Origin of the sequence: Neobacillus muris (assembly GCF_943193175.1) — a bacterium.
GTDB classification, from domain to species: Bacteria; Bacillota; Bacilli; order Bacillales; family Cytobacillaceae; genus Neobacillus; species Neobacillus muris.
In genome coordinates, this window is sequence record NZ_CALPDF010000006.1 from 164,903 (window position 1) to 191,436 (window position 26,534).

Annotated in this window: 27 protein-coding genes, 1 pseudogene and 1 riboswitch; of the genes and pseudogenes, 7 read left to right on the forward strand and 21 right to left on the reverse strand. The window is 41.9% G+C overall.

Going from position 1 to position 26,534, the window contains the following annotated elements; all coding sequences use genetic code 11:
- Nucleotides 1-154: 154 nt before the first annotated feature.
- Nucleotides 155-754 carry an NADPH-dependent FMN reductase gene (locus tag NFS43_RS06930; RefSeq protein ID WP_251550817.1) on the forward strand — a complete coding sequence of 200 codons (600 nt, stop codon included), beginning with the start codon at nt 155-157 and terminating at the stop codon, nt 752-754.
- A gap of 145 nt (nt 755-899) precedes the next feature.
- Here the strand turns inward: NFS43_RS06930 and NFS43_RS06935 are convergent, their stop codons facing one another.
- The 3 genes from NFS43_RS06935 to NFS43_RS06945 all read right to left on the reverse strand — a co-directional run bounded on the left by NFS43_RS06935 (nt 900) and on the right by NFS43_RS06945 (nt 4,112).
- Nucleotides 900-1,754: a manganese catalase family protein gene (locus tag NFS43_RS06935; RefSeq protein ID WP_251550818.1), complete on the reverse strand. Its 855-nt coding sequence runs from the start codon at nt 1,752-1,754 to the stop codon at nt 900-902.
- Nucleotides 1,755-1,775: 21 nt separating this feature from the next.
- Nucleotides 1,776-1,961: a hypothetical protein gene (locus NFS43_RS06940; RefSeq protein ID WP_251550819.1), complete on the reverse strand. Its 186-nt coding sequence runs from the start codon at nt 1,959-1,961 to the stop codon at nt 1,776-1,778.
- Nucleotides 1,962-2,114: 153 nt separating this feature from the next.
- Nucleotides 2,115-4,112, reverse strand: coding sequence for an acetoacetate--CoA ligase (locus tag NFS43_RS06945; protein WP_251550820.1), 1,998 nt, complete (start codon nt 4,110-4,112; stop codon nt 2,115-2,117).
- A gap of 275 nt (nt 4,113-4,387) precedes the next feature.
- On the opposite strand from NFS43_RS06945, the gene NFS43_RS06950 reads away from it, so the two are divergent.
- Both NFS43_RS06950 and NFS43_RS06955 read left to right on the forward strand, forming a co-directional pair.
- Nucleotides 4,388-5,455 carry a C40 family peptidase gene (locus tag NFS43_RS06950; RefSeq protein WP_277613905.1) on the forward strand — a complete coding sequence of 356 codons (1,068 nt, stop codon included), beginning with the start codon at nt 4,388-4,390 and terminating at the stop codon, nt 5,453-5,455.
- 68 nt (nt 5,456-5,523) lie between these two features.
- A complete protein-coding gene (locus NFS43_RS06955) occupies nt 5,524-5,916 on the forward strand; it encodes a GNAT family N-acetyltransferase (RefSeq protein ID WP_251550821.1) in 393 nt (130 codons plus the stop codon).
- 26 nt (nt 5,917-5,942) lie between these two features.
- On the opposite strand, the pseudogene NFS43_RS06960 reads toward NFS43_RS06955, so the two are convergent.
- Nucleotides 5,943-6,332, reverse strand: a pseudogene (locus NFS43_RS06960) (gamma-glutamylcyclotransferase family protein).
- Between the two features lie 151 nt (nt 6,333-6,483).
- Here NFS43_RS06960 and NFS43_RS06965 point away from each other — a divergent pair.
- The gene (locus NFS43_RS06965; RefSeq protein WP_251550822.1) at nt 6,484-7,449 is read left to right on the forward strand and encodes a bile acid:sodium symporter family protein; all 966 of its coding nucleotides are present in this window, start codon (nt 6,484-6,486) and stop codon (nt 7,447-7,449) included.
- Nucleotides 7,450-7,731: 282 nt separating this feature from the next.
- Nucleotides 7,732-8,832, forward strand: a complete 1,101-nt coding sequence (locus tag NFS43_RS06970; protein ID WP_251550823.1) for an AbrB family transcriptional regulator — start codon at nt 7,732-7,734, stop codon at nt 8,830-8,832.
- Between the two features lie 221 nt (nt 8,833-9,053).
- On the opposite strand, the gene NFS43_RS06975 is transcribed toward NFS43_RS06970, so the two are convergent.
- From NFS43_RS06975 to NFS43_RS07005, 7 genes are all read right to left on the reverse strand, one after another.
- Entirely contained in the window at nt 9,054-9,182 is a 129-nt protein-coding gene (locus NFS43_RS06975) for a YrzI family small protein (protein ID WP_251550824.1), read from the reverse strand.
- A 211-nt stretch (nt 9,183-9,393) separates the two neighbouring features.
- The gene (clpP, locus tag NFS43_RS06980) at nt 9,394-9,975 is read right to left on the reverse strand and encodes an ATP-dependent Clp endopeptidase proteolytic subunit ClpP (protein WP_251550825.1); all 582 of its coding nucleotides are present in this window, start codon (nt 9,973-9,975) and stop codon (nt 9,394-9,396) included.
- A gap of 30 nt (nt 9,976-10,005) precedes the next feature.
- Nucleotides 10,006-10,713, reverse strand: a complete 708-nt coding sequence (locus NFS43_RS06985; protein WP_251550826.1) for a sigma factor-like helix-turn-helix DNA-binding protein — start codon at nt 10,711-10,713, stop codon at nt 10,006-10,008.
- 568 nt (nt 10,714-11,281) lie between these two features.
- Complete coding sequence (locus NFS43_RS06990) at nt 11,282-12,643, reverse strand: MATE family efflux transporter (protein WP_251550827.1); 1,362 nt, start codon at nt 12,641-12,643, stop codon at nt 11,282-11,284.
- A gap of 170 nt (nt 12,644-12,813) precedes the next feature.
- Nucleotides 12,814-14,094 carry an MFS transporter gene (locus tag NFS43_RS06995; protein ID WP_251550828.1) on the reverse strand — a complete coding sequence of 427 codons (1,281 nt, stop codon included), beginning with the start codon at nt 14,092-14,094 and terminating at the stop codon, nt 12,814-12,816.
- A gap of 122 nt (nt 14,095-14,216) precedes the next feature.
- Nucleotides 14,217-15,017 (reverse strand): hypothetical protein, encoded by an 801-nt coding sequence (locus NFS43_RS07000; RefSeq protein WP_251550829.1) that lies wholly within the window; start codon nt 15,015-15,017, stop codon nt 14,217-14,219.
- A 96-nt stretch (nt 15,018-15,113) separates the two neighbouring features.
- Nucleotides 15,114-15,536 (reverse strand): MarR family winged helix-turn-helix transcriptional regulator, encoded by a 423-nt coding sequence (locus NFS43_RS07005; RefSeq protein WP_251550830.1) that lies wholly within the window; start codon nt 15,534-15,536, stop codon nt 15,114-15,116.
- Between the two features lie 141 nt (nt 15,537-15,677).
- Between NFS43_RS07005 and NFS43_RS07010 the strand changes: the two genes are divergently transcribed.
- Together NFS43_RS07010 and NFS43_RS07015 are read left to right on the forward strand one after the other, a co-directional pair.
- A complete protein-coding gene (locus NFS43_RS07010; protein ID WP_420910300.1) occupies nt 15,678-17,126 on the forward strand; it encodes an MFS transporter in 1,449 nt (482 codons plus the stop codon).
- Between the two features lie 137 nt (nt 17,127-17,263).
- On the forward strand, nt 17,264-18,034 hold the full coding sequence (locus NFS43_RS07015) for a protein-glutamine gamma-glutamyltransferase (RefSeq protein WP_251550831.1): 771 nt from the start codon (nt 17,264-17,266) through the stop codon (nt 18,032-18,034).
- 1 nt (nt 18,035) lies between these two features.
- Here the strand turns inward: NFS43_RS07015 and NFS43_RS07020 are convergent, their stop codons facing one another.
- From NFS43_RS07020 to NFS43_RS07065, 10 genes are all read right to left on the reverse strand, one after another.
- Nucleotides 18,036-19,034, reverse strand: coding sequence for an ABC transporter substrate-binding protein (locus NFS43_RS07020; protein ID WP_251550832.1), 999 nt, complete (start codon nt 19,032-19,034; stop codon nt 18,036-18,038).
- A 23-nt stretch (nt 19,035-19,057) separates the two neighbouring features.
- A complete protein-coding gene (locus NFS43_RS07025; protein WP_251550833.1) occupies nt 19,058-19,825 on the reverse strand; it encodes an ABC transporter permease in 768 nt (255 codons plus the stop codon).
- Nucleotides 19,815-20,609, reverse strand: a complete 795-nt coding sequence (locus NFS43_RS07030; RefSeq protein WP_338150591.1) for an ABC transporter ATP-binding protein — start codon at nt 20,607-20,609, stop codon at nt 19,815-19,817. The genes NFS43_RS07025 and NFS43_RS07030 overlap by 11 nt, the downstream gene beginning before the upstream one ends.
- A complete protein-coding gene (gene tenA, locus NFS43_RS07035) occupies nt 20,557-21,228 on the reverse strand; it encodes a thiaminase II (protein ID WP_251550834.1) in 672 nt (223 codons plus the stop codon). Before tenA ends, NFS43_RS07030 begins: the two co-directional genes overlap by 53 nt.
- Before the next feature lies 1 nt (nt 21,229).
- Complete coding sequence (locus NFS43_RS07040; protein WP_251550835.1) at nt 21,230-22,516, reverse strand: acetylornithine deacetylase; 1,287 nt, start codon at nt 22,514-22,516, stop codon at nt 21,230-21,232.
- Between the two features lie 16 nt (nt 22,517-22,532).
- On the reverse strand, nt 22,533-23,048 hold the full coding sequence (thiW, locus tag NFS43_RS07045; protein WP_251550836.1) for an energy coupling factor transporter S component ThiW: 516 nt from the start codon (nt 23,046-23,048) through the stop codon (nt 22,533-22,535).
- On the reverse strand, nt 23,041-23,694 hold the full coding sequence (gene thiE, locus NFS43_RS07050) for a thiamine phosphate synthase (RefSeq protein WP_251550837.1): 654 nt from the start codon (nt 23,692-23,694) through the stop codon (nt 23,041-23,043). The genes thiW and thiE overlap by 8 nt, the downstream gene beginning before the upstream one ends.
- Nucleotides 23,694-24,512, reverse strand: a complete 819-nt coding sequence (thiD, locus tag NFS43_RS07055) for a bifunctional hydroxymethylpyrimidine kinase/phosphomethylpyrimidine kinase (protein ID WP_420910301.1) — start codon at nt 24,510-24,512, stop codon at nt 23,694-23,696. Before thiD ends, thiE begins: the two co-directional genes overlap by 1 nt.
- A 5-nt stretch (nt 24,513-24,517) precedes the next feature.
- On the reverse strand, nt 24,518-25,324 hold the full coding sequence (thiM, locus tag NFS43_RS07060) for a hydroxyethylthiazole kinase (RefSeq protein ID WP_251550839.1): 807 nt from the start codon (nt 25,322-25,324) through the stop codon (nt 24,518-24,520).
- Between the two features lie 199 nt (nt 25,325-25,523).
- Nucleotides 25,524-25,633: riboswitch (TPP riboswitch) on the reverse strand.
- Nucleotides 25,634-25,689: 56 nt separating this feature from the next.
- Nucleotides 25,690-26,436, reverse strand: coding sequence for a hypothetical protein (locus NFS43_RS07065; RefSeq protein WP_251550840.1), 747 nt, complete (start codon nt 26,434-26,436; stop codon nt 25,690-25,692).
- Between the last annotated feature and the right edge of the window lie 98 nt (nt 26,437-26,534).

The window sequence follows — 26,534 nt, forward strand, 5'->3', positions numbered from 1 at the left end:
ACTTGACATCCTGCTTTCATTATATTACTATTTATCTCGAATTAAAAATATTTCTCTTCGAGATATGTTGATTATTAATCTTGAATTGAGAATATCTTATTTCAATAAATCCTAAAAGCAAATATCTTTATAGGTCCATCAGGGGGTACTTCAAATGGGTTTATTCACTAAATTATTTACCCAAACAACAAAGGAGGAAGAAATAATGACAAATCCAAAATTAAAAATCGGTATTATCTTAGGAAGCACACGCCAAGGCCGGCTAAGTCCCCAAGTAGGCGGATGGGTTAAAGGAATCGCGGATAGCAGAAACGATGCGGAATATGAAATCGTGGATATCGCTGATTACAATCTTCCACTCTTAGGTACAACAGACGGTACAGAACCAGGAATTGCGAAGTGGAATGAAAAGCTTGCCAGCTTGGATGGCTTTGTATTTATCGTACAGGAATACAATCACAGCATCACTGGCGCATTAAAGAATGCTATTGATTTTGCCCGTGAGGCTTGGAACAACAAAGCTGCTGGGATCGTAAGCTATGGTTCAACTGGAGGTGCACGTGCTGCTGAACACTTGCGAGGCATTTGCGGCGAACTAAAAATTGCCGATGTACGTACACATCCAACTTTATCCTTGTTTACAGATTTTGAAAACTTCTCTGTGTTCAAACCAGCTGAATTGCATAAAGCAAATATAAACGCCATGCTTGATGAAGTCATCGCATGGAGCGGAGCTTTAAAAACATTGCGTTAAAAATTTGGGGGCTGTCCATTAAGGGGTCTGACTCCACGCCAAGATCAATATATAGAACGTATTTTTAAATCCCTCTATATTGCAGTGTGGTGTCTGACCCCTTTGCTTTTGGCCAGCCCTTTCTAAATATGGCAGTCAGATAAATTTAAGCATTTAGATCATGTATTCCTGGGCTATGTTCATTTGGCATTTCTGGAAGTTCAGGCACTGGGTAGCCTTGCGGCGGAGGTACGACTTGTAGAGTTCCGCTATTTCTGCTTGGCGACTCTCCTTGAAAAATTTGCCCGATAAGTGTATCATCCAAACGGAAATTAAATTGAGCATTGTGAAAGCCCAATTCAACATATTTTCGGCATTCTGGATATTTATTAATGTCATAGTTTGGAACAGGAAAAATTCCCCCCCAATTTACACCAAGAGTCTCCAGCGCTTTGGCAAAGGCGTTTTGATGTGCATTATCCCGGACAATAAGAAATGCCAGCGTTTCTCTAAAGGTTTTATTTGTACTCATTTCATAAATGCGTGATTTCTGCAGTACCCCTGTTGATTCTAGGACAACATTATCTAGTAAATCACTGATAAGATTCCCATGGCTGTAAACATAGTTTCCGTTCCAAGGATTTCCATACGCATCCACTGGAAGAGACGCTTGGGCGCCCATAATATAATGATGCGGGTTGGCATGTTTAATAGCATCCGCCAAGGGTGCTCCTTCTGGTCCCCTTGCCCCGACTGCTTCTTCCCCTGAACCGTTCAGAAGCTGATTGATGGTGGTCTGCACTAATTCAACATGACTGATTTCTTCCAAGAACACGCCTCGAATCAAGTCGCGGTAGGGTTTAGCACTACCACGAAAATTAGAACTCTGAAAGAAAAATTGCATCATGGTCCTCATTTCGCCAAAGCGTCCGCCTAAAGTTTCTTGAAGGACTTTGGCTGCTTCAGGATCCGGTTTATCCGGAACAATCATGTTAATTAAATCCTCACGGTAAAAGTACATTTATTTTACCCTCCTAAAGGTTTATATCATGGGCTTTCCTGCATCAGGGGATAAATTGGGATCCCCCTGCCCGATAATAACTGCACTGTCTGTCTGAATATCATTATCTTCTGTGTCGGCCTTACCATGATTATTATTTGTATATCTCATTTTCCCTTTCACTTGTTGGCCAAGCTCTTGCGGCAAACTCTTTTGTTCCCTTTCCATGTTTCACCGTCCTTTTAGGTTTAGTGTTCAATCGGATGCAGTCAGCAATGGCTAACTTCCTTTTTAGCATTGCCAAATCAACGTTTGCCAAGCATACAAAAAATAAAAAAAAGCGTGACTCAGTGCACGCATTTGATAATCAAGGATTTGGATTTAATTCTGAAATTTTGCATCTAATTGTGTTTTAAATTCCTTGAAAAATTTCAATATATGTGGATTCGATAAGGAGCCAGGATTAGCAGCTTTTTCTATAGGTGTGCCCATCAATATTTTTTTTATGGGCACCTCGAGCTTTTTGCCGTTTAATGTCTTCGGCAGCTCCTTAACAGGAATTATTTCATCAGGAACATGCCGCGGCGAACAGCTTTGGCGGATCACTTGGTTAATCTGATGTTTGACCTCTTCAGTTAACTGTTCCTCTCGCTTGACCACCACGAATAAAGGCATATAGGATCGTTCACTCGTAACCGGTATGTCCACTACCAGGCTTTCGACGACCTCCGGGATGCTTTCCAGGGCGCTGTATATCTCGCTCGTTCCCATCCGAATGCCCCCCCTGTTAATCGTCGCATCTGATCGGCCATATATGATACTGCTTCCCCTCGATGTAATTTTAATAAAATCACCGTGGCGCCAAATGCCAGGATAAACATTAAAATAGCTGTTCCTGTACCGTTCACCATCCTTGTCATTCCAAAAATAAATCGGCATCGACGGCATCGGTTCTGTGATGACAAGCTCGCCAATCTCGTCAATTAGTTCCTCGCCCTGTTCATTAAAGGACCTTACTGCTGCCCCAAGCGCCCGTGCCTGCAGTTCCCCAGCGTGAACCGGCAAAAGCGGAACGCCGCCGACAAATGCTGTACATAGGTCCGTACCCCCGCTGGTGGAAAACAGCCAAATATCTGGTTTCACATGCTCATAGATCCACTCAAACCCACTCACTGGAAGCGGCGAACCGGTCGAACCAATGCTTTTTAAATGGGACAGATCAAAATTCTCTTTCGGCTTCACTCCATCCTTCATACAGGCGGTGATGAAGCTGGCACTAGTACCGAAAACCGTCATATTTGTTGTTTCAGCGAATTTCCAAATCGTCTCGTAATTAGGATAGCCAGGGTTCCCGTCAAATAACAGAATCGCAGCCCCAGCCAATAAACCGCTTACAACAACATTCCACATCATCCATCCAGTCGTGGTATACCAAAAGAACCTGTCCTCGCTTGTCAATCCTTTTTGCAGACAGCTGAGTTTTAAGTGCTCCAGCAGGATGCCTCCTTGACTTTGGACAATGGCTTTTGGTTTTCCAGTTGTGCCAGATGAATATAAAATCCATAGCGGATGATCAAATGGCATTGGTTCAAATATGAACGGTGCCTCCTGATTTTTAGCCAAAACATCCTCCCACATTACGGCATTGGTCAACTGTCCGATTTCAGGCTCTTTAGACAAATGCGGGATGACCACCGTTTGTTGGAGTGTCGGCAATTCTGCTTGAATCTTTTTGACTACATCAAGCCTGTTAAAATCCTTTCCCCCATACCGATACCCATCCACTGTAAATAACACCTTTGGCTCGATTTGTTTAAACCGGTCTATGACACTCATAATGCCAAATTCCGGGGCACAGCTCGACCAAACCGCCCCAATGCTGGCGCAGGCCAAGAAAGCGGTAATTGTTTCGTGTATGTTAGAAACATAAGCGGCCACACGGTCTCCCGGTTTTACCCCTAAGGCTTTTAAATAAGCGGCAACGGAAGCGGTATTCTTTTTTAATTGGGACCACGTCACTTCCCCTTGTGGCCGAATTTCAGACTGGTAGATGATTGCTGTTTTTTCAGAAACCTCATTACGAAAAATATGCTCGGCGTAATTTAAGGTGGCTCCCGGAAACCATTTGGCTCCCGGCATGGTTCGCACTGGCAAAACTTCATCATAAGGAGTTTTTGCCTGAACTTCAAAGAAATGCCAGATAGCCGACCAAAATCCTTCAATACTCGTAACGGACCAATTCCAAAGTTCATCGTATGTGGCGAAAGACAGTCCCCTTGTTTCCTCCAGCCACTTCATAAATTGCTTTAGCCTTGATTTGTCCTGCTGCTCTTTGGAAGGCTCCCATAACAGCTTTCCTTCACTGTTTTCAACTTTCATTCCCATTCCCCCAATGTTCATGATTGTTCTAGCCACAGCGGATTTGACGAATTTGTACATTTACCTTATACGAGTTGGGAACCTTGTTTTCCTTCTATTTTTTCAAAAAACCAAATTTTCTTACATTCATATTTTCAATATTTTCATACTCTGATATCAAACTGTAAACCAGCTATTACATTCCTGTTAAATTAGCATGTTATACTAGCTCTTATATTAAAAAGTTAGAAAATTTAGTAAATACGTTTTAATATATTGAGAAAGTAGTGATAAATGTGATCAGGAAACTAGTAGTTTTGCTGTGCGCTTTCATCCTAGTCACCAGTGAATTGCCATTTTTATCATCGCTTGCACACGCAGAAGAAATTGAAACGAGTCAGGAACAGAAGTATTTAAACTCACCAGCTGATATACATAAGAACCAAACCGTAAACACCCTTGATGCAATTAACAGCCAATTGGCTTTGTTAAATCAGGCAATTGAAGAACAAAATAAAAAAATTGCGGCCGCAAGCCTTGAGGTTGAAACACTTCATTCGGAAATGCTGCAGCTGCAAAATGAAATTGCTGGTTTGCAGGCGAAGATTGATAAAAGAAAGTCTCTAGTAAAAGAACGGGCACTAACCTATCAACAAAGCGGCGCAAATGTTTCTTATTTAAATGCTTTGCTTTTAGCTGACAGCATCAGCGACCTCGTTAACCGTGTCGATGCGGTTGCAAAGATCATTAAGGCCGATCAAGACCTTTTGTCCCAACAGGATGCTGACCTGAAGGATTTGGAGAATAAAAAAGCTGTCTTGGCATTCAAACAAGGCGAAGCGGCTGCAAAAGCGGCTGAATGGCAAAACTTACAGATTCAATTGACCGATCAGCAAAACCATTACGTATCTTTAACTCAGCATTTGGAAAAAGAAGTGGAAAAACAGGAAACGAAGAAACAGGAGAAAATTGAAACTCAGGACTATATACATATCGTAACTACTGTGGGACAAAAATATATTGGCCAGTCCAGGTATGCCTTTGGCGGCGGCAGAACAACAGAAGACATCGCCAACGGGAGATTTGATTGCTCTGGTTTTGTCCGATGGGCATTTTCCCAGGCGGGCATTGATGTAGGAAACAGCACTTCAGATATAAAAAATGCCGGCCAAAAAATTTCCGCAAGCGAGATGAAACCGGGAGATCTTGTTTTCTTTGATACCTATAAAAAAGATGGCCATGTTGGAATCTATTTGGGAGATGGAAAATTTATCGGTTCGCAAAGTTCAACAGGGGTGGCGATTGCCGATATGACGGCTGGGTATTGGAAAAATAAATTTTCCGGGACTGTTGTCCGCATTTAATCATCACCTTATTTTTGAAGAGAAGATGATAGCTCTTATAAATAGTTCAAAACAAGTGAGGTCAATATATGTTAATGAAGTATAAATCTGCCTATCAGAAAATTGCCATGGGACTGTTATCTTTCTTTCCAGAACACAGAGATTTAGAAAGGCTCCTTGTGACAATGAAGGAATATATAACAGAATCAAATCGGCAGTTATTCCTTTGGAAGGAACAGGAGGGCTTCATAGGACTGATTGGGGTGAGGATCGGAGAAAATCAAATACAGGTTACCCATATATGTGTGAATCCTTCCCACCGAAATCAAGGATTAGGCAAACGCATCGTGAGAGCCTTGCAAGAACACTACTCTAAAGTTCCATTGACAGGAGATGAAGCAACGTCTGAATTTTTAAGCAGATGTGATCTACATATTGACGAAAAAGGCAAGGATAGCCGTCCCAATTTAGCCGTCCTATAGAGACAATGCCTTTTCCATTTCATGTTTTACGTTTTATCGTTTTGAAAACACACCCAGTCTCCTGATGGTATGGCCGTTTTTAGCATACTCTTATTTTGTTTTGCCATGACATAGATATATGCTTTTGTTTTTCCCTGTTCATGAATAATGATCTGGCTTTTCCTGTCATATAAGTTGGTCTCTCGGCCTTCTACATAATCATCTAGTTGAGATAATTCCTCTTCGTCTACCTGATAAATTCCCCCAAATACAGTATCCTTCATTTACTCTCCAACAGCGGGATATCCAAGACCGGTATCAAATAGCCTGCCAGACGTCCATGCATACTCTGCCACAAGAAGTGCATCATCCAGCAAGTAGTGGTCTGGCTGATTTTTTCTAAGTGTTCCATAGACAAAGATCAGATGTTTTTTCATTCTGCCCCACACTCTTTTCTATTATTTTATATTAAAAACGAGATTTCTTTCATTTTTTAAAATAATTAATTTTCAAACTATTGTGTTTATTGAAATAATAATCTATAATACTCCTCAGCAATTAAAAATTTATTTTAGAGGGTGTAGCTTAATGAAGACCTTAGAAAAAGTCAGTCAATTTGTCGGCAATACCTTTGCCATCTGGGTACTAGTTTTTGCCCTGCTCGCATTTTTTTCACCATCTGCCTTTACTTGGATTGCCCCGCATATTTCTCTTTTATTGGGAATTATTATGTTCGGGATGGGGTTAACATTATCTGGAGCGGATTTTAAGGAGGTATTTAGACGGCCTAAGGATGTCATTATTGGAGTCCTCGGCCAATTTATTATTATGCCTGGCTTGGCATATTTACTTGCAAAAGGATTTCATTTGTCACCAGAAATTGCCGTAGGGGTTATTTTAGTAGGCTGCTGCCCAGGAGGGACTGCTTCGAACGTCATGACGTTCCTGTCCAAAGGGGATGTGCCGCTATCGGTAACGATTACATCTGTCACAACCATTCTTGCTCCAATCGTCACACCAGCACTTATTCTCTTATTAGCAAGCGAATGGATTCCAGTTGATCCTGCCAGCTTGTTCTTATCAATTGTTCAAATAGTTATTGTTCCGATTGTGCTTGGGGTCATCATTAAAAAATTATTTAACAAGCAGGCAGAGGCCAGTGTCAAAGTATTGCCGCTTGTATCCATCATCGGTATTGTCGCCATCGTTGCAGCTGTAGTGTCTGTGAACCAAGCACAAATTGCGAAAACGGGATTAATTATTTTTGCAATCGTGGTATTGCATAACTGTTTAGGTTACCTAATCGGTTATTTCTTTGGAAAACTATTTGGCATGGACTTGTCCAAGAAAAAAGCAGTGGCCATCGAAGTGGGCATGCAAAATTCTGGATTGGGAGCTGCCATTGCGTCTGCTCACTTTTCTCCGCTTTCCGCTGTCCCAAGCGCCATTTTCAGTGTGTGGCATAATATCTCTGGTCCCATTCTGGCAACCATTTTCAGCCGGATGAAGGGCAGTCAAACAGACAGTAAGAGCACCAAGAACATTAGTGCTTAAGATGGACAGTTCAGATGCATCTCCCCATTTATTGAGGAGATGCTTTTTTTCTTCTTACCTATTTTATTAAACTAGTTATCTTAAAGCTATAAACTTGTCAGATAATTTACCAAAGTATTTTTTAAAATATTATTTGGCTCTACCTGAAAAAGCCCCATTTTTTCATGTTTCCATGTATCCAGAAAGTGCTACGAGGTTTTCTCATGTCCTTCAACGTGGTAAAATAGTAAACTGTAACATAGAATTTTCAATAAAAGTACTTTTATAGATAGAAGGGATAACATGATTTCTATTGATCCACAAGATAAAAAGATCCGTTTTCTCCTCACCTTTTTTGCCGCGATGATTGGCGGAGTGATTTTCCAGGCGCTTCATACCCCGATTCCCTGGCTGCTCGGACCCATGGCAGTGGTTTTTATCGGTTCAAGGTTTTCAAAAATCCCATTTTACTGGCCAAGCTGGATTCGAAATACTGGGCTAATTATTGTTGGGTACTCAATTGGGTTATCATTTACAAAGCCTGCACTCGTGCAAATCGTCGCGAAGCTGCCGTCCATGTTTATTATGACAGTTTTGCTTGTATTATTTTGTGCTGGAATTGCAGCTGTTGTTTCCAAGCTCACCGGAGTGGATTACCCTACCGTCTTGACTGGAAGTATTCCTGGCGGTTTATCACAAATGATTACGTTCGCTGAAGAAGTGAAAGGAATTGATATAACAACGGTAACTTTCCTTCAAGTGGCAAGATTGATGATGATTGTTTTTTTAGTGCCGTTCATGATTTTTGGGCCATTCTTTCATAACACGGCACCAGCGGCTTCAGAGCAGGTAGTTCAGACGTTAAGTCAGTCAGGTTCGCCTCTGCTTAGGTTTATTTTATTTGCAATAATTTGTGTTGCGTTTGCTTTTTTGGCTAAAAAATGGAAGTTTCCGACACCATTTATGCTGGGGCCGATTCTAGGAACGGCGATATTTAATTTAGTTGGAGTGCAGGGTCCGCAGTTAAGTCCAACTGTTTTGGACTTTTCACAGTTTATGATAGGCGGATATATTGGTTTGCTGATGAAACCGGAAAAATTGGAGCATAAAGCCCGTGTCATCAGCCTTGCTTTGCTTAGTGGAATGATCATGATTTTGGTGTCTTTGGGATTAAGTTATCTGCTCGTTTATGGAGGACATCTGACTCCTTCGACGAGCTTTTTGAGTGTAGCACCGGGCGGTATGGACCAGATGGGCATTCTGGCTCACGAGGTAAATGCTGATCTTTCAATGGTAACTGGTTATCAGTTATTTCGGCTGTTTTTCATCTATTTTGCGGTGCCTCCGCTTTTGCGGCTGTTTTTCAGGATGGCACGGAGAAGGAAGGAAATTTCATCAGGTTAGTTTTTTTGAGACCGACTACGACAAACCTAGATAAATGTCAAATATAACCATATTTTCCCTTAACCTAAATTTTTTTGTCTGTCTAGATGAAAGAATGACTGTTTTCCTGAGGCTGAATCTGTTATGGGCTTTCATCGCTTGGATGAATGACCGTTTCCTGAACCTGGATTCGTTTTGGCCATTCATCACCTTTAAACCTGTTTTAATACCTTCCTCCAAGATTAAAAATAAGGCATTTTATTTTTCAATTCTTGATAGAGTTTGTCTACACGCTCTTGCTGGTCTGCTTGCTCCGCGGTCATTCTCCGAATAGTTATCGAAATTGTTAAAAATAAAAGATTAAGAGTCATCGTCCTCCACTCCCTTTAATTCTATTTCCAAACCTATTATAATCAAAGTTATTTCCAAAATAATCCTCTAAAAAGATGAGACCGTCTAATCAATTGGGCTCAAATTTAATCCAAACTTTAGATGTATGGTGAATTCCGTGCGGGGACTGTCCCCCAGCACTCTAACGCGTTAAAACAAAAGACGAGCCTAACTTAGCTCGTCTTCATCGTTTCATTTTGGATATAAAATATCATCGATTATTCCATAGTCTTTTGCTTCTTCTGCACTCATAAAGTAATCCCGGTCCGTATTTTTGGCTACCTTTTCCACTGTCTGCCCAGTCCGGTCAGCGATCATTTGATTAATATGTTCTCTTAGCTTTAAAATGCGGCGGGCAGATATTTCAATTTCTGCCGCCTGCCCTTTTACCCCTCCTAAAGGCTGATGAATCATAATCTCACTATTGGGCAGAGCAAAACGTTTGCCCTTCGTTCCTGCCAACAGCAGCATTGCCCCAAAAGATGCAGCCATCCCGGTACAAATCGTCCGTACATCCGGCTTGATGATTTGCATCGTATCATAAATCGCAAACCCTGCCGAAGTGGAACCTCCTGGACTATTGATATAGATTGAAATATCCTTTTCAGGGGCATCTGCCTCCAAAAACAATAACTGGGCTACCACACTATTGGCTAACTGATCATTGATTTCATCGCCGATTATGATAATACGGTCCTTAAGCAGCCGGGAATAAATATCATAAGACCGTTCACCACGATTGGTTTGTTCAATAACATAAGGAATAGTATTCATTGGTCCTCCTCCTTGAAGCAGATGTTTAGGCTATGCCGCCATACAGAGAGTGCTCGAAGGAGAAAATCGTTGAACCTGACTATGCTTATTCGTTATCATGCAAGGATTGTCTGTTACACATGATAAAGATGGCAAATGAGCAATCAGAACAGCCGGATCTTGATTTTCCAATGATTCATTAAACAATTCTGACAGAATTCCCTGTTCTTCTGGAACCCAAAATGTCTCAACAGCAAAGGAGTCATCCTCGTCATTAGATTTTCCAATCCGTTTTTTTGCACGATACAAGTTAGCCTTAACCGCCATTTCCGTTGTACCTAATAAGCCGGCAATTTCTTTAATCTGATAATGAAACGCTTCTTTCAAAAAAAAGATAACCGCTTGTTTTGGTGTGAATTTTCTTATGAGCAGCTCTACTGAATCCGCTTTTGCCTCTGATGGGCTATTAAACGCATATTGTGAAACATCAGATTCAATGGTTTCTTTGCTCCTTTTTCTTAACTGGTCAATCCAATGATGATAGGCAATTTTATTGATTAAGGCTGAATTTAGCTTTTGCTCCCGGTTGTTATATTTCAAAGCTTTCAAGTAGGTCTCCTGAGCAATATCATCTCCATCCCATTCGTTTTGCGCTAAAAAATGGCAATATCTCCGAAGTTTAGGATAAGATTCCCGCCAAAATGGGTCATCAAACTCTCCTCTGTCTTTAATGGGGTTTCGTCTCCATTCCTGTGACATGTTTTTCACTCCTTTTGCACTCTCTGCAGTATTAACGTTTCAGGCAGTGTTAAAAGATACGGGTACCAAAAATTTTAATTAACTTTAAGGCAGCGAGTTTCACCGCCTCTATAAATAAAAACTTCTACGATGACATTATTCCCTTTGGATCATCTATATACTTCCTGTTATTCCTTTTATAAGCCATTGTTCATAGAGGACAACTTGAAAAAATTTGGCTGAATTTGATAAAAAATAACGATGGACTATTTTTTAATCCCTGATATAATTCCATATAGAATACATTATACATTTTAAAGGTGGGCATTATGGGGAATACTTGTAGATATGTTGTCAATGCTCTCGGCAAGGGTGGAGAAACATATTATACACAATGTAAAGACAAACATGAATTAAAAAGATGGATTCATGAAAACAAGGAAAAACTAAATATGCAAGAACTAAAAATAACGGATAAAAACCAATCTTTTTTATTAAAATTATTGGGTCTAAACAAAATTTTTTAACAGGAGACGCCATCGAAGGATGGCGTCTTTTCATTTATTCTATGTCAAAAGTGATTCGATCATTAATTTCCTGGAGAACTGGAGTATATGCGTTTCTGAATATAAATAAGCCGTGACGATAAAGCAATCCCTGCCGCAAGTAGACCGATTGTGAGCCCAATCCAATATCCTCTTACTCCTAACGAGGTGTAATGGGCCAACAGGTATCCAGCAGGAAGACATATTACCCAGTAGGCCGCCAAGGTCATCATAAACGCTGCGTTTACGTCTTTATAACCTCTTAGTGCAGCTTGAGCTGTCACTTGTATGGCATCCGACATTTGGAAAAATAGGGAAAAAATCAAGAAATGGGCCGTTAAATCAATGACAGCTCGTTCATTGGAATAAAGACCGGCTACTTGGTAACGGAAAACAACCACCAGTACCCCCGTGATAATGGCTGTCAACACGGCCAAACCAATTCCTAGCCAGCTGTAAGACTGGGCGTCCTTATAGCGCATTGCTCCTGCCTCATAACCGACTAGAACGGTTACGGCCATCGATATGCTCGTTGGAATCATATATAAAAAGGATACGATATTTAACGCTGATTGATAAGATGCAACAGTGGTTACGCTAAAAGTGCTGATTAAGATGGTGACCACCGCAAACATACTAGTTTCAAAGAAAGTTGACAGTCCCATGGGAATTCCAATTTTTAAAATTTCTTTTAACCTCTCCAGAGACACATGTTTTAAGTTAGAAAAGACATGATATTGATTAAAAGGCACTTGGGTTTTCACGATAAACACAGTGAAGGCCAAAATCAACCAATAAGTAATCGCTACCGCATATCCCGCCCCTGCACCTCCCAGTTCAGGCAAGCCAAGCCTGCCAAATATGAAGCAATAGTTCAGCAATAAATTGAAAGGCAGTGATGAAATCATGATCATCATTACTACACGTGTTTTCCCCAGCCCATAAATGAACGAACGCAAAACATTAAACAGAAATAATGGCAGTATTCCAAAGCTGAGTCCAATCAGGTAATGAAAAGCGGTTTCTGCAACATCCCGTTCCAGGTTCATTTTTTCTAAAATCGGCTTTAACAAAAAGAAGCCCGAAACTAAAATGATGAGGGTAAGGATGACAGAAAGGTACAATCCATGCCTGACAACCGAAGAAATCTCATTCGTTTTCCGCTGGCCCAGGTACTGGGCCGCAATAGGTGATACAGCCAGCAGAATGCTGCTCAGCCCAGTGAAGATTGGACTCCACAGGGAGGAACCAATTGCCACTCCAGCTAAATCGGTAGAATGGTATTTACCTGACATAACCGTATTAAAAAAGATCATGGAGAACATGCCTAATTGCGTGATTAGGATAGGGATAATCAAGATGATAATTTGTTTTGTTTTTTCTCTTATCGTAAACGTTTGATTCATGTTAGCAGCTCCCAGCAATAATTAGCATCCAAAACAACATTTTACTATATTATGGCTGTTTCTACCTCTTTTTGCTGTTTGCCCTTTTTGACATGACAAAAGCAGGATTGATTCTATCCTGCTTTTGTTCGTCCGATTATGAGACTGAATGTCCATTCTTTACCTGGCAATTAAGCTAATTGCTGTCGGGGCTGATTGCCTCCCTGTGCCTGTTCTTTTATTAAAAGTCCTCCGAATAAACCAAGTAAAGAGAAGAAAACAGGAATGATAAAACCGTAATGATAGCCAGCTGCACTGCCAGCCATATGAAACTGGTCTAAAATTTTCCCGAAAATACTTGGCAGCAAAACTGCGCTTATAAAACCGCCGGTATTGGCAAACCCGGAAACCACTCCAACTTCCTTCATATCGAATGACTTACGGACTACTGCAAAGGTTAAAGAACTTGCTCCATTGCAATACCCGATTATGAAGAAAAGCAGAATCAGCAAGAAGAAAGGCGGCTTGCCGATAAATAGAAGAAATGCCAGCCAGCTTAGAAAAGCTGCCATATGAACAATAACGTATGGACGTTTAATCGAATTGATCCGGCTGGAAATCGAACCAGTTAACGGGGCGCCAATAAGCGCTCCCAACAACCCAATCATTATGAGCTGGCTTGCGCCTGAACGAGTCATCCCGTACACTTCGATTCCATAGGGCACTGCCCATGACCCAATAAATCCTACATACGTTCCGACTAAACCAAAATGGCATAAAAACGCCGCCCATGCCTGCCGGCTGGAACCTACCCGCCGAAGTAATGCGATCGTAGATTCTCGCTTAAGTTCATTTTTCAACACAGACGGTTTAGTGGAAGGGCCAGTTAAAGCCATTTTCTGCGGCTTTTTTATAAGGACAAAATACAAAACAATACCCATCACACATAAAACTGTTCCAACGATTAAAAATGGCATTCTCCAGCCGGTGAGAGAAATCCAGGCCGAAAACGGAACGGTTGCCATTAAGAAGCCCAAACTTCCTGCCATACCAGCAAACCCAAGCAAGCGAACAAATTCCTGCACTTTAAACCATTGGCTCAATATCAGTACAATATTTACCCAAATGGTGGCATCACCAATTCCGACCAATAATCTGGCTATTACTAAGATCACTTCATTCGATGCCAAACTATATAAAACAGTACCAACCCCATTTAATATCGTTCCGATGATTAAAAAGTGATTTGGACCGAATCGGTCGGACAAAACCCCAATTGGAACCTGGAGCCCTGCGTAGGCCAAAAATTGAATACTTGTTAACAGCCCAATAGTGGCTGCTGAGATATGAAAGTCCGTCATTAATTGGTCGGTAATAAGCCCAGGTGCTGTCCTTTGGCTTACAATAATAAAATATGAGAATAAAACGGTTGTAAAAACTACCCAACGATATCTGCTATTTTGTTTATCCAATTTCTTCTACCCCTAAATTTTTATATCTTTTATCTATTTTACTCCTTAATTAGAAAGTTGCATGGAATTTTTCTAATGACGGCGTTTTCATGATAAAAAAACAGAACCTTGGTTGGTCCTGTTTATTTTTTCACGATTTTGGATGGATTGTTAATTTTATAGATCACTGGCACATCTATAACGAATTCGTCCGGTGCATCCTTTCCTTTTGCCAGTTTCTTGCTGGTGATTTTTCCGTCAAATTCAAGCAAGTCTCCTGGTGACAGTTCAAATTTTTTCAGTGTCTTGCTGTGGCTGCACCAGGCAAGACCGACGTTCAGTGGATTTTCTTGGACAATCTGAACCTTCTCAAGCACAACCACCTCGTCATTTTCTTCATTAAATGGGTTATATGTAAGGGCAAATTGTTTCACCGCAGCGCTAAAATGGACCTTCTCACTTGGCAGCTCAAGCTTTGACGCTTTTTCCTTTGTTGGCTTTGCTCTCTTTACAGTTTTTTCAGATTTGGCCGGTTCTTTGACTGCCATCTGTTTTGTTGCCTTTGATTCCGATTGAACTGCCCTGTCACCTGAAGTAGCAGGCATTTCTTTTTCCTCAAACTCAATCAAGCTTTCTTTGCCGAAGCTTGATTGCTGCATTTCTTTCAAGAAGGCTGGATGAATACAGCTCACATTCCCATTTGGAAATTCAATAACCAGCGTATTGAATTCACCTGTCATTCCATATGTTTCATAGCCTATTATGCTCACAAGGCATTGAAAATTTCGGTCTTTATACCAGAACTCTTTTTTAGCAGCAGAAAGCCCCCACTCCTTTAGTTTTTCTTTATAATGGTCCTCATCCCGGAAAGATTCGTAATCACCAATTGGTGGTATATATTGGATGGAAAGTGCCATTTCTCCTTGATATTGGTCAGTTGCCATTTTCACAAATTCCTTCCTGATTGTATTTGGATATATTATAACATGTTCATCCGTTGAATACTCGGCGGCGCTGCCAGAATAATCAAGGCGTCTGCCTCAATCAAACGATTTATAATTAAGTTTTCTTAACAGAAACAGCAATTGGTCAATTTCTTCTTCGGTCATGTCGCTTGTGAGCAATTGGTTGGAGGTCTCAAGCATTTTGAATAATGCCGGGTAAAAATCAAGGGCCTTTTGGGTAGGATATAATTGATAGGAACGGCGGTCTGATTGGTCAATCGTGCGATTGACATACCCGGCCCCCTCCAATTGTTTGACAGCACGAGCAGTGGTAGCTTTATCAAATTTTAGTTCTGCTGTCAGCTGATCCTGGCTGATTCCTGGATTTTTAATAATCTCTATTAAAAAGCTGTGCTGTCCTCCACCGCCAATTCCGTAGGGTTTTAACATTTTAGATAAATATTTTTGGTTTTGGCGATAAATGTATGAAATTAGCTTTCCGATCGGTTTTCGCGGCATTTTTTATTCCCCTTGATTTATCTCTTTTAATCTTAAAATGATAATATCCTATATTAGTTGCAAACGCAACTAATATAGGATACACTAGTGTTTATCATATAGTTGCTCTTGCAACTCAACTTTCATTTAGAGGTGTTTCCCTTGGTTCCAAACATAAAAACCTTTCAAGAGGTTCCACGAATACAGGAAAATCGTTGGAAAATCTTAATTATTCTCAATCTATTTACCTTTATGGCCACTCTTGATGCCAGTATTGTCAATATCGCTTTGCCGGTCATTTCCGACCATCTTCATTTGCCGATCGCCAAAACTGAATGGGTTGTGAGCAGCTATTTAATTGCGATCTGTACCTTTATCCTCTTCTTTGGAAAATTAGGAGATATTCTTGGGAAAATAAAGGTCTTTAGGACGGGGACCATCATTTTTATTCTTGGATCGCTGCTATGTGGTTTTAGCTCATCCTTGAGCATGTTAGTCATTTGCCGTGTGGTCCAAGCATTAGGCGCCTCCATGACGATGGCAAACAGCCAGGGAATTGTAACGGAAATTTTTCCGCCCAAAGAGCGCGGGAAGGCACTAGGACTAGTTGGGACCTTTGTATCCCTTGGCAGTATTGCGGGACCTAGTTTGGGCGGCCTTTTGATTTCTGCATTAGGGTGGGAGTATATTTTCTGGGTGAATGTCCCGGTAGGCATTATTGCTATCAGTATTGGCTGGAGAATGCTTCCGAAAGATATTACGTTTTCCCATGCTAAACTGGACCAATCAGGGACACTCTTGTTTGCTGTTTTCATTATTTCCCTTTTCTCTGGCCTGCTTCTGGGTCAACAGGCAGGGTATCAGGACCCGCAGATATTGGCTGCTTTCTTATTGGCTGCGGGAGCATTTTTAGCATTTATTTGGGTTGAGTCTCATAAAAATGAGCCTATGCTTCAATTGTCATTATTTAAGAATCCGTTATTTTCACTGAGTATCCTTTGTGGATTTCTTGTATTTGTGGCAAACTTTTGCTTTAATATTATTTCGCCATTTTATACACAAAACATCTTACATCTGTCACCAGCAAGTTCCGGACTAATATTAATGCTGTTCCCAATTACGATGGCTGTTGTTGCTCCACTCAGCGGCGCCCTATCAGATAAAATTGGCTCAGAGCTTTTAACATTTATTGGCTTGATTGTGATGGTCATTGCCCAAATTGGACTCGCGAATTTGTCTGATGCAAGTTCCCTCATCTTAGTTGGGATTTATGTAGCTATGCTGGGACTAGGAACCGGGCTGTTCCAATCCCCAAATAATTCATTAGTGATGTCAACGGTCCCCAAAGCTCAATTAGGAAGTGCAGGCAGTGTGAATGCATTAATTCGAAATTTAGGAATGATTGTTGGGATTTCTGTTGCAACTACTACTCTATTTAGTGTAATGAGTGCCAAAGCAGGCCGCCATGTGACTGGGCTAATTCCGGACCGTCCAGACATATTTATACATGGCATGCATATCGTCTTTATCGGATCATCGGCTATCTGTTTAATCTGTGCTTGTTTAACAGGATACCGGCTGATCAGGTCAAGGGTAATGGTTCGGCAATAACGTGTGAACCAAGTGTGTTTTATAATTGTTTATTAGACTGGAAGATTTAGAATTATTTTAACTTTTATCATCATTATGTAAAATTTCAAGTTACTTCCTCATATCCTTAAATAGGAATATATGCTGGGAGGTAAATGATGATAAAAATAGGAAATAAAACCGTAAAACCAGGCGATGCCATCTTACAATCAATTACCACTAAAGAACAGAAATCCATCCTTTCATTAATGAGTGATTATCAGGAACTCTACCAGTACTATAGACTTGATCAGTTACAATTTGAATTGATGTTTAGGTCTAATACGATGAAAGCTGCAAGAGAATTGGATAAAAGCGGCGCAAAATTTACTACTTTTAAGTACTCCTTTTGCAACAAGGAATATTGGGACCGCCTTGAGAATGGAGGTTTTCTGCTTAAGCCAGCTGTCAAGCCTTCCACTGCCATTATGGATATCATTAAGAATGGCTCACGTTATGCATTTGAATGCTCGACTGCCATTGCCATTGTCCTCTATATTGCGGCATTATATTCGATTGGCTCGAACAGGTTTGATGTGCTCTTCTCTAGGCTCTATCTTATGGATTGGCAATTTGATGAAGATCTGCCGATTCACACAAAATTTGGGGACGACTATTTACCCGGTGATGTTCTCCATTTCAATAACCCTGATTTCAGTCCGCAAGAAGCACATTGGCGGGCGGAAAATGTCATTAACTTTGGCGGAGATCAATATTTTGGGCACGGAATCGGCATTACAAACTCAAGCAAACTGATCGAGTATTTAAACAAAAAAAGAAAGCCGAACCCTAAGGTTTCAGCTTATCTTATGACTATGATTACTAGACCGTTTTATGAAGGAATGAATCCAGCCAATAGGGATATGGAATCCATAACTGAGGATGTCTGAATTAGTTGAAATTGACGAATGCATCTTCGGCTTTTACCTCCTTGGTAATGACATGCTTGTTCTTTAACCATTTAGCAACATTCTCCCATGTTTCCGGATCTTGCCAGCCGAATGATTTATCTTTAGCATCCATAAGCGGGAGGAGGATTTCCAGACTCTTGGTCTCAATATCTTTTTCTAATGGTGATGATTTTTCTTCATGATTCATCAGAATTTCCAGCCCCTCCTCCGGATGCTCAGAAACATACTGTTGGCCTTTGGTGAGTGCTTTCATTAGCTTTTTAAATACTTCTGGCTTTTCTTTTACTCGTTTCTCACTGGCCACGAGAACCAATTCATAATAATCAGGGACTCCGTAATCAGAAGGATTTAACGTACGGATTGGATACCCTTCTTTTTCCAAAAGTAATTTTTCATGATTGATGTAGCCCCCGATTAGCGCATCCGTCTTATTTGCGGCCAATGCCGGTATTAAATCCCAGCCGACATCAACCATTTTTACCTTTTGCTTGTCCCCGCCGTCAGATTCTACCATTGTCCCAATAATGGCTTCATCCAGAGGGATTGATGGATACCCGACAGTTTTACCTGCTAAATCCTTTGGTGACTGAATAGAACTTTCTTTTGAAACCATGACCTGATTTAATGGATGACGAACAAGTGCCGCAATGGACTGGACAGGAATTTCCTCACTCCTTGCCACCAGCACCTCAGGCTGATAGCTGATGGCTAAATCAATTTTTCCGGCGGCCGCCAAGCGTAATGGATCATTCGTATCCGCCGGCATTTGAATGTTAACATCCAAGCCCTGATCCTTAAAATAGCCTTTCTCCTCTGCCGTATACAGAAACGAATGGACCGCATTTGGATACCAATCCAGCATAATGCTGACCTTCTCCTCCTTCCGGCTTGACCCTTCCTTTTTTTCAGCCGCCTTCCCGCTACAAGCACTTAGCAATAGCAGCATAAAACTAATGATTAGAAATAAACCTTTTTTCATCGTAAATCTACCCTCTCAAGATGTTAATAGTTTTTTTGCTTTAACAGCTGTTTTTCTAGTAAACTGACTAATACGAATAGAGCCATTCCCAGCAGTGACAGAAGAAATATCGCCGCAAACACGGCATCTGCCTGCAAATTCCCGGACATCCGCCGGCTAAAATACCCTAAACCTTCACTCGCACCAAGCCATTCGCCAATGGTTGCACCCACTACACAATATACGACCGACATTTTGATTCCCGAAAGGATGGAGGGAAGTGCCATTGGAATCTGGATTTTTTGAAAAATCGTCCAACGGCCGGCCCCCATCGTCTGCAATAATTCCTGATATTCCCTGCCGCCAGCCTTTAGGCCGTCATAGGTGCTTACCACAATTGGAAAAAATGCAACCAAAAACGTAACTGCAATCTTGCTCCAAATCGAATACCCGAACCACATGATGAAAATCGGAGAAATCGCAATGGTCGGGATTGTCTGGCTGATGACCAAGAACGGATATAGAACTTTTTCTACAATTCTCGAAAAATGCATAAGAGCTCCAAATAGCAGCCCTGCAGCCAGCGAGATGCCAAATCCTATGAAGGTTTCCTTTAATGTGGCAGGTAAATGTTCCTCTAACAGCAATTGCCGGTTCTCCTGAAATGACCCCCAAATTGCTGAAGGAGAGGGCAGGATAAACGACGGAATCTCCCCCTGGCGGACCACCCACTCCCAGATGCTCATCAATAGAATCACTGCAATCACAAATAACCCATACTCTTCGGTCCACTTTTTCCATTTAGCTTTCACGATGAATCAGCCACTCCAATTCTTTTCTCATGCTAATTAAAGTTTGTTGATAAATTAATTCAGGACTCCTGGGACGCGGCAAGTGGACCTTAAATTCCCAAATCCCCGTTCTTTTCATTAGATAAATCCGGTCACTTAATAGAATGGCTTCCTCCAAGTCATGAGTTATAAACATAATCGTTTTTTGCAATTCTCCCCAAATGCCGAGCAGCCAGCTGTGCATTTTCCTTTTTGTGAGGGAATCGAGAGCGCCAAACGGTTCATCCAGCAAGAGAAGATTTTTTCCTGTCATGATGGTCCTTAAAAAGGCTGCCCGCTGCCTCATCCCTCCTGACAACTGTTTGGGATACGCTTGCTCATAATCTGCCAGGCCAAACCTCTCCAGCCAGGCCCGGATTTCCTGAGCCTTTCCCTGCCTATTACTCTTACCAACCTCTAAAGGGAGCAGCACATTATCAAAAACCGTCCTCCAGGGCAGTAAAAGGTCCTTTTGCGGCATATAGCCAATATGCCCCAGCCGGTTCTCCGGAAGCTTGCCGTCAATGATAATCTCCCCGTGGTCTGGCTCCAATAGCCCGGTAATTAATCGGAACATTGTACTTTTTCCAGAACCGCTAGGACCAATCAAAGAAACAAATTCTCCCGGTTTGACATCCAGCGATAAATTTTCAAAAATCGGACGTCCCGCTTCAAAGCCGTATGTAAGTTCTTTGATGGAAAGCATCGATGAATCAGACAGGCCAATCGCCCCCTTGATAAACCATATCCCAAAACAAGTATTCAAATCGTGAGGCAATCAGAAAATGCTCTTCCAAAACGGATAATTCCCGTTCCGGTTTCCCCTCCGCAAGTATGTCGAGCTGCTGAATCAACCAGGATGCCAGCTCTCCAAATTCGTCTGAAGAGTACATTTTTACCCACTCGCCATATAATAGATGGTTGCTAGATTCAGGATATCGTTCTGCTAGCAAAGAGCCTATCTCCCAATAGCTCCACATACAAGGCAGAAGTGACGAGATTAATTCCTCTAACGATCCGTTTTGGGCAACAGTCAGCATATAGCCGGTATATGCAAAGTTCATTGGTGCTGGTTTCGTTTCCTCCAGTTCGTTTAAGGTTATTCCAAACTTTTCTGCATACTGACGGTGCAAATCCATTTCTCCGTGCAGTGTTTCATGGAGCAGCTTGGCAAATGCCGCCATGGTTACTCTATCTTTGGATTTCACTGCCGCCAAGGCAAAAAGCTTCGAGTAATCAATAAGGAAAACATAATCCTGTTTCATATAGCGGATAAAAGACTCAACCGGAAGGTCACCTTTGCCCATTCCAATTACAAATGGATGCTGGTGAGTTTTTTTCCATATAGGATCCACATTTTGGCGAAGCCGCTCTGTAAATTTCACGTTATTTCCCCTCCTTGCGGGTATTGCACCATTCCGCGATAAAGACTGCCATCGTCTTGGCAAAATCCAGCAGCTGCTTGATCTCTACCTTTTCATTAACAGCATGCGCATCCTCCAATTTTCCAGGGCCAAAAATGACAGTCGGGATATCCGCCCTGCCAAGCCAGCCAGCGTCGGTTACCGTTGTTGACATGCCGATAGCAGGTTTTTGAGATATTGCCCACTCAAATGAATGGGCCAAAGCCCTTGTGCCTGGATGGTCAGCTTGGATTTCTAAAGAAGGGAATATTTCACCTCGATCAACAATCATGGATTTCCCACCCCAGATAAACGTCGGCGGATTATCCCGCAGCCACGGGTCAGCGGCTGCCACTGCAGCAATATGCCGCTCAATTTCCTGAATCACCTGTTCATAATCTTCGTTTGGATAAAAATGGACCGTGATCCACAAAGCGCAGCGGTCAGCAATAAATGCCGCATGCCTTCCGCCTTCAATAACTGCAGGATTTATCGTATTCGTTCCAGGAGGAAAGCCTGGATAACTTTTGGTCACAGCCCAATGACGTTCTAACTCCTGAAGTCCGGCAGTTACTTTCATCATCTTTTCAATGGCACTGGCACCGTGGATGCCGCCTCCAGCATGTATCAGCTGTCTACGCAGTCCATCATGGAACGTTTTTTGGCCTTCAATAGTAATCCAGCCAGTAATGACACCGCCTTGTCCCTGGATATGTAGGTCACTTGTGTCGACTACAACTGCAAAGTCGGCTTGATAGCCCCGTTCCACACAGGCCAATGTTCCAGCCTCTCCAGCTTCTTCTCCAATAACCGATTGAAATTGCAGGTCCCCCCGAAGCGAGAATCCCATATCTTTTAACAGTTTTATAGCATAAAGAGTTGAAGCAATACCGCCTTTCATATCAGCCGTGCCGCGTCCATAAATATTTTGCTCCCTGATGACCGCCTGAAATGGAGGTGTTTCCCATTCTTTTTCATCGCCCACTTCGGCCACATCAATATGGCCGTTAATAATCAGGCTTTGATAATTGTCCGATGCTGTTCCCTTAAGGGTACCAACCACATTGGAATCTCCCGGGTACACCTCCCATTGATCAGTTTGGAAACCCAAATTCTTCAAGTACTCTTTTACAAAGTTCTGGACTTCATTTGTGTTCCTCGCTGGAGGGCTGACCGTTGGAAACGATATCAGGTTTTTTAGCAGGCTGAGTAATTCCTCTTGCCTTGCCTCCACCTCTTGTACTAATTGTTTAACGTGCTGATCATTCATGATTCTGCCTCCCCATTCACTGGTTGACTCTATTGTCAAAGGAGCCGGTCTTTAACAACACTTTTTTTCTTAAAAAAACAATTAAAATGATAAAGCCCAGAAGCGCCCCGGCAAACGAACTGAAAATAAACAGCGGGATAAACCCAAACAGCGTTGCTTTTTGTCCTAGTAAAAGACTCGCAATCGGATAGCAAAGAATCGCCCCTATGATGCCGGTTCCAATCACTTCACCAGCAAACGCCATGTATATTTTCCTTGTTTTTAAAAATAAAATGGCGGCTAAGAAGGCGCCAGCCATGCTGCCAGGAAAAGCAAAAATAGAGCCGGTCCCCATTAAATTTCTTAACACGGAAGTACAAAAAGCTTGTGCTACAGCATAATAAGGTCCCAATAATACAGCGGATACCACATTTAAAAAATGCTGGATAGGGAATACTTTGGTAAAACCGACTGGAATCACAACCAGATTGCTAGAAATCGTCCCAATAGCGATCATCATGGCAGTAAGAGTTAATTTATAGGTTTTATTCATGACCAAGACCTCTTTCCACTCCTCCATTTAGCTCCCTTGCCGCTCTCATAGGAGACTCAGCTAAACTAATGGCGGAAATAACCGAGACACCATCTGCGCCTGCTGCTGTTACCTGTGCGGCGTTTTCAATAGTGATACCGCCAATCCCCACAATTGGAATGGAATAACCTAACTGCCGCAATGCTTCAATCAATAGGGTCCCTCTAGAGGGTTTGGCATCTGTTTTTGTTTTGGTCGGAAAAACGGGACCGATTCCAAAATAGTCTGCACCGTCTTGCAGAGCCAGCCTGGCTTCTTCCTCCGTATGCACCGATACCCCTAAAATTTTATTGCCAAGCTTCTCTCTTACTTCTTTGACGGGTTCATCCTCCTGGCCGATATGGACGCCATCCGCGTTTAGTTTAATGGCCAGTTCAATATCATCATTTACGATAAACGGAATTCCATTATCCATACAGATTCTTTGAAGCTTCTTAGCAAGAACATATTTGTTTTCTCCCGTTAGTGCTCCCTCTCCTTTTTCACGGAACTGGAACATGGTAATTCCACCGGCAATGGCTTCTTTAAGTACTTCCACTGGATCCTTTTGGCAATTGGGACTGCCCAAAATAAAATAAACCTTTAATGCCTCCCGCAATTCTACCATTACTTGATCAGCTCCTTGTTCCTATTTCGATAAGCCCAATGGTTAGTTGGACCATGTCCCTTGCCGATTTCTAAATCCTCTTCAATCGCCGCCTGGATAAACGCTTTTGCTGTCAAAACAGCTTCTTGTACTGTTTTCCCATTTGCAAGCTCTGCAGTAATCGCTGCGGAAAAAGTGCAGCCAGTTCCATGGGTATTCTTTGTTTGGACCCGTTTGCTTGGAAAGCTGTAAAAATCTTTTCCATCAAACAATAAGTCAATGGCTTGTTCAGGATCTTCATCATGGCCGCCTTTTATAACAATATTTTGAACACCCATGTCATGAATTCGTTTTGCTGCCTCTTGTTTTTCGTAATGCGTTGTTATCTGTAATCCGATTAACTCCTCTCCCTCAGGAATATTCGGTGTGATCACCTTTGCCAGAGGCAGCAAATATTTTTTCAAAGCCGTAATGGCTTCTAATTGCAGCAGCGAGGCTCCGCCTTTTGCAATCATCACAGGGTCAACAACAACATTTTCCCATTTGTAGACCCGCAGATTTTCTGAAACTGCCTCAATAATCTCTGCGTTAAACAGCATCCCTGTTTTCACTGCATCAGTGCCGATATCCTCAGCAATGGCTTGAATTTGCTTTGTCACTGCCTCGGCTGTCATTGGGTAAACTCCGTGAACGCCCAATGTATTTTGTGCCGTTACTGCCGTCAAGGCAGACATTCCGTATACCCCCAGCTCCTGGAAGGTTTTGAGATCGGCTTGTATTCCTGCCCCTCCGCCAGAGTCCGATCCAGCTATCGTTAATGCTTTTTTCATGGTAAACATCCCTTTCATTCAGTGATTGTTCTAACAGATGCGCCGATCTTTAGGTCATTTGCTGTTACCATTGACAGTTGATTTAAAAATTCGACTTGGAAGCTGCCTGGTCCCTGCTCAATTGTTTGTTTTGCAGCCTTTTCTGCTGCAATCCCGTAGAAGGCCACAGCAGCAGTTGATGCTGTTAACAGATCCTTTCCCACTCCGGCAAAAGCTCCAATAACAGAGGACAAAAGGCACCCAGTTCCTGTCACTCTGGTTAATATTGGATGCCCATTGGCTATGATGCAGGTGTTTTTTCCATCGGTTACCACATCCTCTTTTCCGGTAATCACGACTACTGTATTAAGTTTTTGGGCTGCCGTTACCGCCAAGCTGATCACATCTCCTTGTTCTTCCCCGGCATCGACCCCCTTTATTTCCCATGATTCCCCCGCTACATTGGCGATTTCGGCCGCATTTCCCCTAAGGATGGAAACATTTATTTCGTTCAATATTCTCTGGGCTGTTTTTGTCCTATAGGGCGTTGCCCCTGCACCAACAGGGTCTAAAATAACAGGTTTATCGTAAAGGTTTGCGGCTCTCCCCGCCATTAACATCGATTCGACTATTTGCTCTGTCAGTGTTCCGATATTTAACACTAGTGAACTAGCAATCTTCGCCATGTCCGCTGCTTCTTCTGGAGCATATGCCATCACTGGAGATGCCCCTAAGGCAAGCAGCCCATTGGCTGTAAAATTCGTCACTACCGTGTTCGTGATATTATGTACAAGTGGTTTCTCTTCCCTAACCTTTTGCAAAAATTTGATTAGTTCTTCCATTATGAAAGCTCCCCTTCCAATCTATTTGTTTCCCTCTTTTTGAAAAGCCGCTGCGTTCCTTGATGTTTAATTTTCCCTCTGGCTACATTGCTTGGTGTCACTTCCTTTCTTGCCATACCACTAGAGAGATGAGCCGCGCTGAAACACAAAAAAACCAGATCCAAATGGACCTGGTTGTGTAAGTCAAAGAAACAACGATGTTTCACTAAGCCTACTTTCCTACGCTGGTATTACCCAGATCAGGTCCGAAGGGTTAAAAACGCTGCCGTTTTCTCTCAGCCCGCATACTGGGCACCCCTAGTAGATATTCCGTATTTGATTAACTACATCATACGCTTAATAAACCAATGTGTAAAGGAAATCGCTTAATTATTCGGAATCCTTTTCTGCAAATACTCCTTCGCGAGACGCGACAAAAACCGTTCATCTTCATAGTAAGCGCTTTCCTCGCATGTAAAAAAAAGATCCCTTATGTCTACCCATTTAAGTAAAGAAATGCCTGCTACATGAATGAACCCATTCTGCCGGTGAGGCAAAGCCTGCTTTAATGCAGCGGCGTTAGACTGATATTCTTTTACCACCTTTGCACCCTTGGGAGAGTGCTTCTCATCAAGGATTAACAAGGTAAAATAAAATTCCTTGTCTTTGGCATAGTCGGACCCAATATCGATATTTCGAAGCACCTGGTTTCTAGCTTCATCTCTAGCCGTACTCATTTTTATATCGCTTTTGTATTTAACTTCAATAATCCAGACAAACTTTTCATTTTCCAGCATAACATCAATCTCAGATTCACGTTCAGGTACCCAAAGGGATACCGGCGAGCTGAATCTTTTCCATAATGAAATTTTCATATCCTTGACGATATCGAGCCGCCATTCGCCAAAAGACAGATGGAACAATTTAGGGAGCCATAAGTCCGGATCAATTTTTTGAAATGTCCGAAAGGTGTTCCATGTCATGGCATCCTCACTATTTTCACTGCGTAGTGCTTCTAGCTTAGCTCCCCTCATTTTTCCAAAAACCCGATTATACTTATCTATGATGATATTATCCTTGTAACTGTTGTGAACAAAAACACCTGACTGTGTGTAGGTTCCTCTCAAATCCATTGATATTCCCTCCCTTCCCACATTATCTCTATTAATATGCACATAAATTAAATGCACTTAATTCATGGCATAAATAGACTTATAGCCCTAATTATATC